This window comes from Acidovorax sp. GW101-11A03 (assembly GCF_059424825.1).
The window spans coordinates 1-13,069 of the sequence record NZ_JBWKZU010000099.1; the positions used below are offsets into that span (position 1 = coordinate 1).

General features: G+C 66.9%; 16 protein-coding genes. 5 read left to right on the top strand and 11 right to left on the bottom strand.

The window, feature by feature from the left end; genetic code table 11:
* Positions 1-161: 161 nt before the first annotated feature.
* The 6 genes from AC07Z7_RS23745 to AC07Z7_RS23770 all read right to left on the bottom strand — a co-directional run bounded on the left by AC07Z7_RS23745 (position 162) and on the right by AC07Z7_RS23770 (position 4,872).
* Positions 162-884 (bottom strand): PA4824 family protein, encoded by a 723-nt coding sequence (locus AC07Z7_RS23745; RefSeq protein WP_494767875.1) that lies wholly within the window; start codon positions 882-884, stop codon positions 162-164.
* A gap of 53 nt (positions 885-937) precedes the next feature.
* Positions 938-2,239 (bottom strand): sensor histidine kinase, encoded by a 1,302-nt coding sequence (locus AC07Z7_RS23750; RefSeq protein ID WP_094286170.1) that lies wholly within the window; start codon positions 2,237-2,239, stop codon positions 938-940.
* A gap of 13 nt (positions 2,240-2,252) precedes the next feature.
* Positions 2,253-2,918 (bottom strand): response regulator, encoded by a 666-nt coding sequence (locus AC07Z7_RS23755; protein WP_094286168.1) that lies wholly within the window; start codon positions 2,916-2,918, stop codon positions 2,253-2,255.
* Between the two features lie 20 nt (positions 2,919-2,938).
* Entirely contained in the window at positions 2,939-3,484 is a 546-nt protein-coding gene (locus AC07Z7_RS23760; RefSeq protein WP_094286166.1) for a cytochrome b/b6 domain-containing protein, read from the bottom strand.
* Between the two features lie 45 nt (positions 3,485-3,529).
* Positions 3,530-3,787 carry a PepSY domain-containing protein gene (locus AC07Z7_RS23765; RefSeq protein WP_094286164.1) on the bottom strand — a complete coding sequence of 86 codons (258 nt, stop codon included), beginning with the start codon at positions 3,785-3,787 and terminating at the stop codon, positions 3,530-3,532.
* Between the two features lie 170 nt (positions 3,788-3,957).
* Entirely contained in the window at positions 3,958-4,872 is a 915-nt protein-coding gene (locus AC07Z7_RS23770) for a DMT family transporter (protein WP_494767876.1), read from the bottom strand.
* A gap of 136 nt (positions 4,873-5,008) precedes the next feature.
* On the opposite strand from AC07Z7_RS23770, the gene AC07Z7_RS23775 reads away from it, so the two are divergent.
* Positions 5,009-5,452 (top strand): Lrp/AsnC family transcriptional regulator, encoded by a 444-nt coding sequence (locus tag AC07Z7_RS23775; protein WP_409860054.1) that lies wholly within the window; start codon positions 5,009-5,011, stop codon positions 5,450-5,452.
* Positions 5,453-5,479: 27 nt separating this feature from the next.
* On the opposite strand, the gene AC07Z7_RS23780 is transcribed toward AC07Z7_RS23775, so the two are convergent.
* Entirely contained in the window at positions 5,480-6,298 is an 819-nt protein-coding gene (locus AC07Z7_RS23780) for a helix-turn-helix transcriptional regulator (protein ID WP_494767880.1), read from the bottom strand.
* 233 nt (positions 6,299-6,531) lie between these two features.
* On the opposite strand from AC07Z7_RS23780, the gene AC07Z7_RS23785 reads away from it, so the two are divergent.
* The 3 genes from AC07Z7_RS23785 (at position 6,532) to AC07Z7_RS23795 (ending at position 9,917) form a co-directional block, all read left to right on the top strand.
* Positions 6,532-7,008, top strand: a complete 477-nt coding sequence (locus AC07Z7_RS23785) for a DUF3237 domain-containing protein (RefSeq protein ID WP_252660726.1) — start codon at positions 6,532-6,534, stop codon at positions 7,006-7,008.
* Between the two features lie 67 nt (positions 7,009-7,075).
* Positions 7,076-8,077 carry a Bug family tripartite tricarboxylate transporter substrate binding protein gene (locus tag AC07Z7_RS23790; RefSeq protein ID WP_494767877.1) on the top strand — a complete coding sequence of 334 codons (1,002 nt, stop codon included), beginning with the start codon at positions 7,076-7,078 and terminating at the stop codon, positions 8,075-8,077.
* 145 nt (positions 8,078-8,222) lie between these two features.
* Positions 8,223-9,917, top strand: a complete 1,695-nt coding sequence (locus AC07Z7_RS23795; RefSeq protein WP_291466924.1) for a tannase/feruloyl esterase family alpha/beta hydrolase — start codon at positions 8,223-8,225, stop codon at positions 9,915-9,917.
* Positions 9,918-9,929: 12 nt separating this feature from the next.
* On the opposite strand, the gene AC07Z7_RS23800 is transcribed toward AC07Z7_RS23795, so the two are convergent.
* The 3 genes from AC07Z7_RS23800 to AC07Z7_RS23810 all read right to left on the bottom strand — a co-directional run bounded on the left by AC07Z7_RS23800 (position 9,930) and on the right by AC07Z7_RS23810 (position 11,531).
* A complete protein-coding gene (locus AC07Z7_RS23800) occupies positions 9,930-10,445 on the bottom strand; it encodes a hypothetical protein (RefSeq protein ID WP_494767878.1) in 516 nt (171 codons plus the stop codon).
* Positions 10,446-10,466: 21 nt separating this feature from the next.
* Entirely contained in the window at positions 10,467-10,721 is a 255-nt protein-coding gene (locus AC07Z7_RS23805) for a GlsB/YeaQ/YmgE family stress response membrane protein (RefSeq protein WP_063460216.1), read from the bottom strand.
* A 123-nt stretch (positions 10,722-10,844) separates the two neighbouring features.
* On the bottom strand, positions 10,845-11,531 hold the full coding sequence (locus AC07Z7_RS23810; protein WP_494767879.1) for an adenylate/guanylate cyclase domain-containing protein: 687 nt from the start codon (positions 11,529-11,531) through the stop codon (positions 10,845-10,847).
* 171 nt (positions 11,532-11,702) lie between these two features.
* Between AC07Z7_RS23810 and AC07Z7_RS23815 the strand changes: the two genes are divergently transcribed.
* Positions 11,703-12,092 (top strand): hypothetical protein, encoded by a 390-nt coding sequence (locus AC07Z7_RS23815; RefSeq protein ID WP_094286138.1) that lies wholly within the window; start codon positions 11,703-11,705, stop codon positions 12,090-12,092.
* 39 nt (positions 12,093-12,131) lie between these two features.
* Here AC07Z7_RS23815 and AC07Z7_RS23820 read toward each other — a convergent pair whose 3' ends face one another.
* Positions 12,132-12,719: a C40 family peptidase gene (locus AC07Z7_RS23820; protein ID WP_094286136.1), complete on the bottom strand. Its 588-nt coding sequence runs from the start codon at positions 12,717-12,719 to the stop codon at positions 12,132-12,134.
* Between the last annotated feature and the right edge of the window lie 350 nt (positions 12,720-13,069).

A 13,069-nucleotide genomic window follows, 5' to 3' on the forward strand; every position in this document is an offset into this window, starting at 1 on the left:
GCGTGGCCGCATCGGCGCGCTGGCGCAGGGCCTGGGCCCAGGCAGCCACCAGGGCAGCCCGGTTCGACCGGGGCTGATCAGGGTGCGCGGGGTGGGCGGGGTTGTGGCCAGCGGCAGGCATAAGCCGCCGATTGTGCCGTGGTGGCTGTAGCAGCCCCTGGTCAGAACTCCCAGGCTAGGCCCGCCTGGCTGAAGTTGCGCCCATTGCCACGGCCCACGGCCACCGACGCCTTGAGCCCATCGGCAATTTCGTAGCGCAAGCCCAGGGCCTTGTCGGGGCGCGACCGTTGTTCGCCAAACACCTCAGAGGTCAGGCGCAGCTGGGCAGTGAGCGGCAGTTCGTGCCCCACCGCCCAGGTGGCGGCGCGGTGGCGCACGCCCTGCACGCGGACGGTGTGGTGGGCCGCATTGAGGTGCAGTGCCTGGTCGTTGGCAAACCGGTAGGTGGCCAGGCCGGTGATGGTGACAGCCCGCTCTGAAAAATGTGCCGGGGTGGCGCCGTCGCGCACGCGGGTGTGGCCCAGGTCGGCCCGGGCGCCCAGCGACCAGCCCGCATCGTTCTGGATAGGCACCCACTTCACCCCCCAGCCCCGGCCCTGCAGCGTGGTGGCCGGGCTCTGGCCCTTGTCGCGGCCGTGGGCCAGCGACACCTCCATCTCCAGCCCGGGCAGCAGCCCCATGCCAAACAGCAGCTCGCTGCTGCGGGTTTGGGCGTCGCGGCCCAGGGTGCCTTCCAGTTTCAGCGCGCCCTGGGCCAGCGTGCCCGCATCGTCGGTGTGCATGGGCGCTTCGGCATGGGCGTGCGGGGCACCTGCGATGCACGGCAGCGCCAGGCACCAGGGCGCGATCCGGGAGGGAGAACGGGTTTGGTAGCGGCTTTTCATCGGGCGGCTCTTTGAACAGGTTCTGAGGGTTGTTGTGCAGTTCGTGTGCGGGCTCATGGGGCGGGCCAGTGCAGTTCGATGGTGAAGCCTGATACACATTCTGGCAACACGGTCTGGCCGCCGTGTGCGCGGGCCACCAGGTCTGCCAGCACCAGGCCCAGGCCGCGCATCGCGCTGCCGTCGCCATAGGCTTGCTGCTGCAGTGCCTGTTGCAAGAGGGCCCAGGTGGCGGGCGGGCAGCCATCGCCATCGTCCTGTACGCGCAGGATGCTGTGTGCGCCTGCCTGCAGTGTGGTGATGGTGACCTGTCGGGCATGGAAACGGTGCGCGTTGTCCAGCAGGTTCAGCAGGGCTGCCGCCAGCAGGTCCGGGTCGGCCGCGAGCCGCGTGTGCTGGTGGATGGTGATCGCCATGTCGTGAAAGGCCAGCGCATCGACCAGCTGGCGCAGATCCACGTCCTGGCGCTGTGGCTCGACGCCGCTGCGGAACATCGTCAGCAGCGCCTGCATCACGCGCCCCAGCCGGCCTGCCGCCTCGCGTGCGCGCTGCAGCCGGGGCTGCAGGGGTTCGGGCGCCTCCTTGATCGCCAGAGCCAGCTGCACGTCGATGCCCGCCACGGGCGTGCGCAAGGCATGGGCAGCATGAGCGGTGAAGGCGCGTTCGCTGACGATGCGCCGCGCCAGCCGGTGCCCCAGGTCCGCGATGGACTGCTCGATGGGCAAAAGCTCGGCCCTGGGCTCAACGCGGGGCGCGGTGTCGGGGTGCAGCGGGTCGTAGCGCTGCACGTCGTGGCTCAGGGTGGCCAGGGGCCGAAGCTCCTGGCGGATGCGCCAGTTCATCCACAGCGCAGAAAAAAGGCCCATGGACAGGGCGGCCACCAGGGTGTAGAGCACCACCTCGCTGCGCGCCTCGTTGCGCTCTTGCCGGCTCTGGGCCACCACCAGAAAGTGCCGGGGGCTTTGTGGGAAGGCCGACGAAAACGCGCGCCACCGGCCATCGGCCGTCCACGCAACCTGGGCCGTAGGCGCTGTCTGCAGGGCCGTGGCGGGGGCCTTGTGTGAACGGCTCCGGACCTGGCCTGTGGACGCATCGACCACCTGCCAGATCAGGTGTTTTTCGTAGTCGAAATGCTGGGTGGCGCTGGAAGCTCCATAGGCAAAGCCGGGCTGGGCTGCGAGCACGTTGTGGAATATCTCCGAGGTTTCGCGCAGTTCCTGGTCCATCAGTTCGCCCATTTCGTGGGCGATCACCAACCAGACCACCAGGGCCGTCAGCAGGCCGAACGCGACCGAGGACCACAGCAGCGACTGGATCAGGCGGCCCCGGATGGACGGCAATCGGGTGTTGTTGACCATGTGGTGGTTGCACTCAGTCCGGGAGGCCGGGGGCGGCCATCCGATAGCCCAGGCCGCGCACGGTCTGGATCAGGTCCTTGCCCAGCTTGCTGCGCAGGTGGAAGACATGCACCTGCAGCGCATTGCTATTGAGGTCGTTGTCCAGCCCCAGCACCAGCGCCTGCAGGTCAGGCGCCGACACCGTGCGCCCCGCGCGCAGCACCAGGGCCTCCAGCACAGCCCATTCGCGCGCCGTCAGCTCCACCCGCAGGCCGTGCAGGCGCACCTCCTTGTCGGCCAGCCGCACATCGACGGCGCCAAACGCCTTGCAGGGTGCGCCACCGGTGATCCGGCGCGACAGGGCCCGCAGCCGCGCGCACAGTTCCTCGGGCGCAAACGGTTTCACGAGAAAATCGTCAGCCCCGCTGTCCAGGCCATGGATGCGGTCGCTGAGCATGTCGCGCGCCGTGAGGACCAGGGCGGGTGTCCGGCCGCCCTTGGCACGCAGGCTGCGCAGCCAGTCCAGTGCCGAGCCATCGGGCAGGTTCCAGTCCAGAAGCCAGGCGTCATAGGGCTCGGACACCAGGGCCCTGGCTTGCGCCAGGGTGGTGCACCAGTCCACCCGGTGGCCGTCGTGCTGCAGAAAATCCCGCAGTCCTTCGCCCAGTGTGGGGTCGTCTTCCAGCAGCAGCAATCGCACGCGTTTCCTTTTCTTCCGCGTCAGAAGCGCTGCTTCACGCCGGTGACCATCGCGCGCACCAGGCGCACCCGCTCCAGCCGACCCATGACGATGGCCGCCGCCGCGTGCAGCCCCGCCGCCCACAGCAAGCCGTGGGCCAAGGCTTCGTGCAACTCCATCAGCCACTCTTCGCCAAAAAAAGCGTCGGTCGTCTGCATCCAGCCCGTGGCACCCAGGGCCAGCACCAGCGCCATCAGCGCCAGCATCATCACGGCCCCAAGCGGGTTGTGGCCGTCGTGGTGCGGATGCTCGCCGCGCTGCAGGGCCCGCAGGTGCGCGGCCAGGCGCGTGGGGGTTGGAAAGAAGTCGCTGAAGCGCGCATGCCGGGTGCCCACAAAGCCCCAGAGCACGCGCGCCAGTACCAGCGCGCTGGCGGTGTAGCCCACCCACTCGTGGGCGGTTTTGCCATCCTCCAGAACAAACTGGTTCAGGACCACGCAGGCGACCAGGCTCCAGTGGAAGATGCGGACGAAGGGGTCCCACACCCGGTGGGTTTCGGGAGCTTGTGTGGAGTGGGCAAGGTTCATGCGGAACTCGCTGCGTAAGGTCTATCAGGGCGCAGGCGCTGCCGCTTATTTGCGCTCCAGTTCGGCGCCGGTGGCGGGGTCGAAATAGATCTCCACCTTCTTGCCCGCCTTGTCCAGGCCATAGATTTCGTAGCACTTGCCCTTGCTGACCTTGAATGTGCGGATCTGGTAGCCCTGTTTTTCGAGCCCGGCCTTGAAGTCGGCTTCCTTCATCCATGTCCCCTCGGGGGCATTGCAGGCGGGGCCTGCCAGTGCGGCAGCGGAGCTGAGTGCAAGAACAAGGGCGGTGATGTGCAGTTTCATGGTGAGGTTTCTGTGTCCATGTTGGTGAAGATGTGGACTGACTGCCCACGAACTGCATTGGGCGCGGCCAAGATTAAGTGGACATGAAGCGCCGCCAGCGCCACGCCGGAGCAGGTCCGGGGGCGCTGATTGGGGATGAAAAACGTGGCTGTTCCGCAGCCACCGCTGGGCTACCGGGGCCTGGTGTTGCCAATCCCAGCAGGGGCGGGCTGCACGGCGGAGCGGCCCCGGGTGGCCTGGAGGTTCATTGCGGCGGCGGCCAGCAAGATGGCCGCTGCGCCCAGCCACTGCGCGGGCTGCAGCCGGTGGCCGAACGCCACAAAGTCCACGCCAATCGCCACCACCGGGTAGATGAACGACAGCGCCCCCTGCAGGTAGGTGGGCAGCTTTTGTACCGCGCCGTACAGCAGGATGTACATGAGGCCCGTGTGCACCACGCCCAGGGTGACCAGCAGCAGCCAGGTGCTGGCGCCCTGCGGCGGGGTGCCCAGCCGGGCAAAAGGCGCGAGCATGAGCACGCCCACAGCCACCTGCACCAGCGCAATCAGGTGCGGCGGTGTGCCCGTGAGCCGCTTGGCAATGACCGAGGCCACGGCCCAGAAGAACGCCGCACCCAGCGCCATGGCAATGCCCAGGGCGTAGTCGCCGCCCGGCAGGCCCGCACCGGGCTTGGCCTGCACGATGAGCAGCATGCCCACAAAGGCCATGGCCAGCCAGCCGAGTTTGACCAGCGTGACGCGCTCGCCAAACAGCAGGGCGCCAAAGACCACCAGCATGAACGGCTGCGTGTTGTAGACCGCTGTGGCGACAGAGATGGAGGCATGGGAGTAGGCGCCGAACAGCAGCAACCAGTTGGTGACGATGGCCACGCCGCCCAGTGCGGCCCAGCGGGCGATGCGCCAGGTCATGCCGCGCAGCAGCCCCATGGCCCAGCACACCAGGCCCAGGGCCACGGCGCCAAAAGCGCAGCGCCAGAACACCACCTCCAGCGCGGGCAGGCCCGACTGCACAACAAACCAGCCGATGGTCCCTGAGATGGCCATGGCGGCGCTCATCTCCAGCGTGCCCTGTGTTTTCTTGTCCATACCTGTGTGCCTGTTGCCCTGTGTGGTGATGGCAGAACTATAGAAAACAGAAGCCGTGCAGTGAATGCTTTGTATTAGGTGATTTTTTATTTTCTCCTGATAATCTAAGGAACTTCTTCAATTTCGCCTCTGCACCATGGACACCATCGACCAAGCCATCCTGACCCAGCTGCACCAGGACGCGCGCACCTCGCTCAAGGAACTGGGCGAGCGGGTGGGCCTGTCGTCGCCCAGCGTGTCCGAGCGCCTGCGGCGGCTGGAAGAGCGCGGGGTGGTGCGTGCCTTCACGGTAGACATCGAGCCACGCGCGCTGGGCTACCAGCTGCAGGCCATCGTGCGCATCCGGCCGCTGCCGGGCCAGCTGGCGGCGGTGGAGCAGCTGATCCGCGACACCCCCGAGTTCTGCGAATGCGACAAGGTCACGGGCGACGACTGTTTTGTGGCCCGGGTGTTTGTGCGGTCCATCGAGCAGCTGGACGGGGTGCTGGACCGCATTGCGGACAAGGCGCAGACCAACACGGCCATCGTGAAGGCCCAGACCATCCGGCGGCGGCCGCCGCCGTGGGTGCCAGGCGTTTGATCTGAGTGAGGAGGCTGCCGAGCAGCGTCAGCCGCCCAGCACCCGCGCAAACAATTCGTTGCGGAAGTGGATGCCCAGGCGCGCAAACGCGCGGTTGCGGTAGGTCTTGACGGTGGGCACGCTCAGGCCCAGGTCGCTGGCGATGCCCTCGTGGGTCATGCCCTGCAGCAGGCGGGCGCACACGTCCAGCTCGCGGTCGGTCAGCTCGGCCTGCAGGCGCACCAGGCGCATGCGCAGCACGGGCAGGCCGTCGGCAGCCAGGGGCGCCAGGACTGTGTCTACGGGCAGCGCCAATGCCTGCGCCAAGTCCGCCCCGTTGGCCTCGTGCCAAGGCGCTGCTGCGGGGGCCTGGGGGTGCGACAGGTCGATGTGCTTGCGCGTGAGCGCGAGCAGCACGGGTGCCACGGATTCGAAGGCGCTGATCTGACGGTCGCTGAAGGCGCGCTGGTGCTGGTGGCGGTAGAAGTTGACGGCAAATACCGAGCCATCGCTTTCATATTCGACGACCGACACGCGTTCGGCCACGCCATGGGCTTCGTACACCCGGGCGCGGTGTTCGCCCTCCACCTCGGTCGCAGTCACGTGGCACAGCCGCGTCTCGGGGGCGGCCAGCGGCACTTCGTCGAAAGAGCGGCCCCAGGTGCGGTCGCTGCGGTAGGGGCCCGAGAGGTAGGCCCACCAGCAGTCCTGCGTGGTGTCGGGCACGCCCCGGCTGGCGGACATGAACAGCGTGGGCTTGCAGCGGTGGCCAGTGCGGTACACCGACCAGGACGCGGCGGGCAGTACGGGCTCCAGGTCCTCCAGCATGCCGGGCGCAAAACCCTGCCCACCCAGGCGGTAGACCATGCTGGCCAGCGTCTGGTTGGCCGTACTGTGCAGCACCTGGCGGCCAGGTGCTGTCTGCAAAGAGGGGGGAAGCCACTGCCGCATGAAACTGGTCAGAAATTTGGGGTGTGACGGTGGGCCAAAGCGTGGAGTGTGCGCTGAAAAAATGGCCCAGGCCGGGGCGGGGCACTGGGGTTATCCCGTCATCTTCTGGGATGACAGGCAGCACCAGCAACGGGACTTACGCTAGGTCCATGTCTGAACCCATGCCCTTGCCCGATCCGCAGTTCAAATTCTTTGCCGACCTCCGCGTGGAGGTCGGCACCCCTCAGGAGGTAGGCCACACCGTGCACGGCCTGCGCAGGCTGATCCCCATCCTGGGTGGCACCGCCACCGGCGATGGCTGGAGCGCGCGGGTGCTGCCCGGTGGCGCGGACTTCCAGCTCATTGTGAACGACCGGCTGTCGGAGCTGGACGCGCGCTATGTGCTGGAGACCGATGGGGGCGACCTGATCTATGTGCAAAACCGTGCCGTGCGCTCGGGCCCGGCCGAGCTGATTGCCCGCCTGGTACGCGGCGAGCTGGTGGACCCGGCGCAGGTCTACTTCCGCTGCAGCCCGAGTTTCGAGACGGCGTCGCCCGCGCTGTCCTGGATAGCAGAGCGCATGTTTGTGGGCACGGGCGCACGCTACCCCGACGCCGTGGCCATGCGCTTTTTTGAACTGCGGTAGCGGCCCGCCCTTGTTGCCCCGTTTCTGATTTTTTGACCTTTCCCAACGTACAAGACCTGGAGACACCATGAAAAACACCACCCAACCCCTGCGCCGCGCCCTGGTGGCTGCATCCATCCTCGCCGGGCTCATGCCTTGGGCGGGGGCCCAGGCACAAGGGGCTGCGGCTTACCCCAGCAAGCCCGTGCGCATCATCGTGGGCTTCCCTGCGGGCACGGGGCCGGACATCGTGGCGCGCCTGCTGGCGCAAAAACTCTCGGAAGGCTGGGGCAACGCGGGCGTGATCGTGGACAACAAGCCCGGCGCGGGCGGCCTCATTGCGGCCAGCGAGGCCGCACGCGCCGCACCCGATGGCTACACGCTGATGCTGGGCGAGACCGGCCAGCTCAGCATTGCCCCCAGCAGCTACAACAAGTTGCCCTACGACCCGGCCAAGGACTTCGTGCCGGTGAGCCAGGTCGTCACCTCCGACTTTGTGCTGCTGGTCAATCCCCAAAAGGTGCCATCACGCAACGTGAAGGAGTTTGTGGACTGGACCAAACAGCAAAAAGGCCTGTTCCTGGCCACGTTTGGTGCGGGCACGCCGGGGCACTTTGGCGCCTTCATGTTTGGCGATGCGGTCAAGCTCAAGCCAGAGCCGGTGCACTACAAGAACACGGCGGACGCGTTGGGTGGCCTGTTCAGCGGCGACGTGCAGGGTGTGTTTGCCAGCGTGGGCCTAGCTGCACCTAACGTGAAGGCGGGCAAGCTGATTGCTTTGGGCTCCACCGGCGCCACGCGCACCAACGCGCTGCCGGATGTGCCCACCATCAAGGAGCAGGGCTACGCCAATCTGGAGTTCTCTTCGTGGTTCGGCATCGTGGCCCCGGCCAAGACGCCACCGGAGATCGTCGCCAAGCTGAGCGCCGACATCGTCAAGGCCGTGCAGTCGCCCGAGGGCAAGGCCAAGATGGAAGAGGCCGGTTTCCGCGTGACAGGCACCAGCTCGCAGGACTTTGCCCGCACCATCGCCGCCGACACGGTGACCTGGGGCAAGGCCGTGGCCGCCACTGGCTTCAAGGCCGACTGAGCGCCCAGCCCACTCAACACATTTCCCCGCGTCCAGACCCGCGCACCTGCCTTTGCAGGCGGCACGGGCCGGGGCGCAGCCATGCCTGGCGCCGGGCATGCGCTCCACGCTCATTCCAGCCACAACACGACCGGAGGCACACACCATGTCCTTTTTCCACACCCTGCAGCCTGCCAGCCCCCCGGCTGCGGGATTGCGCCGCAAGCTGGTGCCCGCCGCACTCGCCATGCCCCTGCTGATGGCCGCCTGCGGTGGCGGCAATGGCGATGCATCCGCCCAGCAACTCACGCCCGCTGCGGCCTGCGCAGAGTTGCCAACCAAGGCCGGGCTGGCGGCCACCACGCTCACCACCAGCTATGTGGCGGCAGACACCAAACGCCCAGGCGGCGCGGCCACCGGCGCCTTTCTGCCGGGCCACTGCGTGGTCACGGGCGCCATCAACCCCCGTGTGGGCGTGGATGGCAAGAACTACGCCATCGGCTTTCAGCTGAGCCTGCCGGACAACTGGAACGGGCGTTTCCTGTTCATCGGTGGCGGCGGCAACGACGGCATCCTGCGCGACACCTCGCTCAGCTCCAGCATTTCGGGCGGCACGCCGTCGCCGCTGGGGCAAGGGTTTGCGGTGGTGTCCACCGACGCCGGGCATACCGGCACCACGGCCAGCTTCGGCGCCGACCCGCAGGCGCGCATTGACCATGCCTACAACTCCTATGACAAGACGGCCGTGGCTGCCAAGTCGCTGATTGCCACGCGCTATGGCCGCAAACCCGACCATTCGTACTTCTCGGGCTGCTCGGGCGGCGGGCGCCAGGGCATGATGTTTTCGCAGCGTTTCCCGGACTACTTCGACGCCATCACCGCCGGTGCACCTGCCATGCGCGTGTCCAGCGGCGCCACGGTGGCCGCGATGTGGAACACCATCCAGTTCGATGCCATCGCCCCGCAGGACGCATCGGGCAAGCGCATCCTGTCGCAGGCGTTCAGCAATGCCGACCTGAACCTGGTGGCCGATGCGGTCAAGTCGTCGTGCGATGCGGCCGACGGTGTGGCCGACGGCCTGGTGAACAACGTGAAGGCCTGCAAGTTTGACCCGGCGGTGCTGCAGTGCAGTGGCGCCAAAAATGCCAGCTGCCTGAGCAGCGCCCAGGTGGGTGCGCTCAAGAGCGTGTTTGCGGGCCCGCGCAATTCCGCTGGCAAGGCCCTGTACGCAGGCCAGCCCTGGGACCCGGGCTTGGCCGCCCCCGGCTGGCGCACCTGGACGCTGGGCAGCTCCACCACCGCCACGCCGGATGCGCGTTACATCACGCTGATGGTGGATGCCCTGGTGAACGAATTCTTCACGCCGCCAGACCTCAGCTTCAACCCGCTCGCCTTCAACTTCGACACCGACCCGGCGCGCATGGAGGCCTACTCGGCCATCTATGACACCTACCGGGATGACGAGCTCACGGCCTTCAAGCAGCGCGGCGGCAAGATGTTGTTCATCCACGGCATGTCCGACCCGATCTTCTCGGCCCTGGACACCATGGATTACTACGAACGCCTGGCGGCCAACAACGGCGGCATGGCGGCCACGCAGAGCTTTGCGCGCACCTTCCTGGTGCCCGGCATGAACCACTGCTCGGGCGGCCCGGCCACCGACAACTTTGATTCGATCCAGGCCATGGTGGACTGGGTAGAGAAGGGCGTGGCGCCCGACACCATCGCCGCCAAGGCACTGCCCGCCAACACCTTCATGCCCAACCGCACCCGGCCGCTGTGCGCCTACCCGCAGTTCGCCAAATACAAGGGCGCGGGCAATGTGGAGGACGCCAGCAGCTTTGTCTGCGCGGCAGAGTAACCCTGACCTGGGCTACTTGCGGGCAGTAGAGATAGAGGCAGGAGCGGGCAGTTGCAGCCGGGCCTCCTTCACCACCTGCACACAGTCGCGCAGGTGCTGTTCGCCCAGGTAGCGCAGCGTGGCGTAGCCCAAGGTGGCGGCCACGGCCTGGCCCGCCAGGGGCACGTACTTGGCCACCTGCTTGGTGGTCAGGCGCAGGCCCACTGTTTGCGCGGCGCGCAGCACCAGTTCACGCGTGATCAGCTTGCCGATCAGCACCGAACCGACCAGGCCTACGGCCTTTTGCACCTGTTCACGTTTGCTGGGGTCGAGCTGGTCGATCTGCCCGGCGGTCAGGCCAAATTCGGCGCTGATTTGCGGAATCAGCCGGGACAGCAGGGCCGCATCCACGGCCCAGTCGAGGCCCGGCACGGGCACCATGCTGGCGGCGGCGGCGACCAGGGCGCGCCGGTGCAGCAGCTTGCGGGCGCGCCGCACGGCGGCGGCCAGGTCCGGGTCACCGGCGGCCATCTGCGATGAGCTGGGCATGGGGCAGTCCAGTTTGGCGGTTTAGGACGACTTGCCCTTGACCAGGCCGTACACCACGAGCAGGACTACGGCGCCCAGCACCGAGGCGATCCAGCCGGCCGAGTCGCCCTGGGCATACCAGCCCATCGCCATGCCCACATAGCTGGCGAGGAAGGAACCCGCCACGCCCAGCAGCGCGGTCATGATCCAGCCCAATTTGTCATCCCCGGGCTTGATGGCGCGGGCAATGAAACCCACGACCAGACCGACCAGTAGCGTTCCCAGAATTGACAGCATGTTTCCCCTTTGTGAACTTGTGCGAGCTTGTTGGAGCTTGCGGATGGATGCGATGAAAGCGAACCGGGGAACTGTACCGAAGGGGCGGGAGCCCCTGCTGTCGGACAACACCCCCTGTGTGCGTCACCGGGGGGAGGTGGCGCCCGGCGGCGGTGAGTTCAAGGGGCGCTCGAACAGGCAGTGCCCGAAGCGGTGCGCGTGCAGGTCCATGCCCGAAATCTGGTAGCTGGTGCTGTCGCAGATGTAGCGGCCTGGTGGCAAGCCTGCGTGGGCGGCCTCCGTCAGCAGGATGTCGTTGGCACCGGCGATGTCCTCGCCGAGCTTGCAGGCGCAGTTCATCTCGGGGCCGAACAGGTCTTGCTGGGCGATGACCAGCGTGGGGCCAAAGCCAATGCCCGCGCTCACGTTCAGGATGCGTTCGGGCGGCAGCACGGTGTTCATGGCCTGCAGGGCGCGCAAGGTGTCCAGTGCGGCCTCCAGCGCCTGCTCGGGGCTGTTGAACACCGCAAACAGGTTGTCGGCCTCCTGTTTGATGATTTCGCCGCCATTGCCCCGGATGGCGGGGCGGGCCGCCTGCTCCATCTGGTGGATCATGGCCAGGAAATGGATGATGCCGTGGCTTTGCGTGATGCGCGAGAAGCCACACATGTCCAGCACCAGGATGGCCACGTTGCGCACAAAGGCCTGTTCGATGGCCGCGTCGATGCCAGCGGCGTTGGCGGGCGTCTGGTTGCGCTCGGCCAGCAGGCGCCGCAGGTAGTCCTTGTCGTGCGGGGCATGGGCCCCGGGTGGCGCAGAAGGGTGGTGCATGGCGGCGGTCTGTGGGTGGTGTCTGACATGGTAGCGCGGCACCTGCTGGCGGGGCAGGGGCCGGCTGCAAAACTACAGTGGGGTTTTCCGTGCCGCAGGGCCCGGTGGCGTGGCCTTCACAGGCTGCCCGCCGCCCCGGCCTGTCCCGATCCACCAAGAAAGGAAACTCCCATGACCTATCCACGTTGGACCCGCTCTGGTGCCGCCCTGGCGGCGGCTGCCTGCGCCTTGGGGGGCCTGCTGGCCCTGCCTACCGGGGCGCTGGCGCAATCGAAAGGCGATGAGGCCTCGCTGGCCCGGGGCGCCGTGCCGGACACCACACCCCAGCAGCGTTACCAGTCGGCCATCCGCGAAGCAGGGGGCGGGCTCAAGGTCAGCCTCGAGGAATGCCGGGCCATGGCCGCTGCAGAGCGCAAGGCTTGCGAGTCCCAGGCCCGCGCGCGTTACCAGGCCGACATGGCGGCCGCCAAGGCGCTACTGAAGGACCCGTCTGCCGGGCCGGTGAATGTGGTGGGAGGGCCGATCCGCAGCACCGAGACGGTGTACGAAATCAAGCCCTGATTCGCTCCCACTGCCCGCAGGCGATGGCGCAGCGGCGACTTACTGCGGCTGCGCTGCCTGGGCGCTGCTGGTGGCACCCTCGGTCGAGGTCACGCGGCGTGCGCCGTTGAAGCGGCGCTTCCAATAGGCAACGCCCATGTCCTCGACCCGGATCTCCGAGCCGCTGCGGGGGGAGTGGATGAACTTGTTGTCACCCACATAGATGCCCACATGGCTGAAATTGCGGCGCATGGTGTTGAAGAACACCAGGTCGCCCGGTTGCAGTTCTTTTTTGTCGATGACCTGGGTGGCAGCCGCCTGCTGGTCAGCGCGGCGGGGCAGCAGCAGGCCCACCGTCTGCTCGTACATGGCGCGCACAAAACCGCTGCAATCAAAGCCGGTTTCGGCGCTGTTGCCGCCCCGTTTGTAGGGCACGCCCAGGAAACCCATGGCGTTGACCACCAGTTCGGAGGCCTGACCGGCCACCGAGTGGGCCTTGTCGGCCATCTGGTGGCTCACGTTTTCCAGCCGTGTGAGCAGGCCTTTGTCGGCAAGCAAACGGTCCATATCGTCAGAATTGGCCGTCTGGGGGGCTGCCTGCGCGGTGGTGGCGCAGACCAGGAGGAGGAGGCAAAACCATCTGGACATGGGGGCGAAGGGTAACACGGTATGGTTGCTTATTAAAAATAAGCTGTTTTGCAAGCCATTGATTTGATTCAACTAAATGGCGATGGCCTGGCGCGGGGGCTGCAGCGCGGCGCGCTGGCGGGCTGTTTCGCCGCGCAGAGCTGGTGGCTGCGCGCCCTTGTCTGCCTTTCCTGGGGACGGAGGATTTTTGCGATGGACTTCATGAAAAAATCGGCCTTTCGGCGCACCAGGAAAGCCCAAGTAGCTATGGTTTTTATAGCTTTTGGCTGTGCGGCCAGCAGCAGTGCCCAAAACACCGGGCCAGCCGTCTCGCTGGTCCCGGTGGCCACCGGGCTGGCCAACCCCTGGGC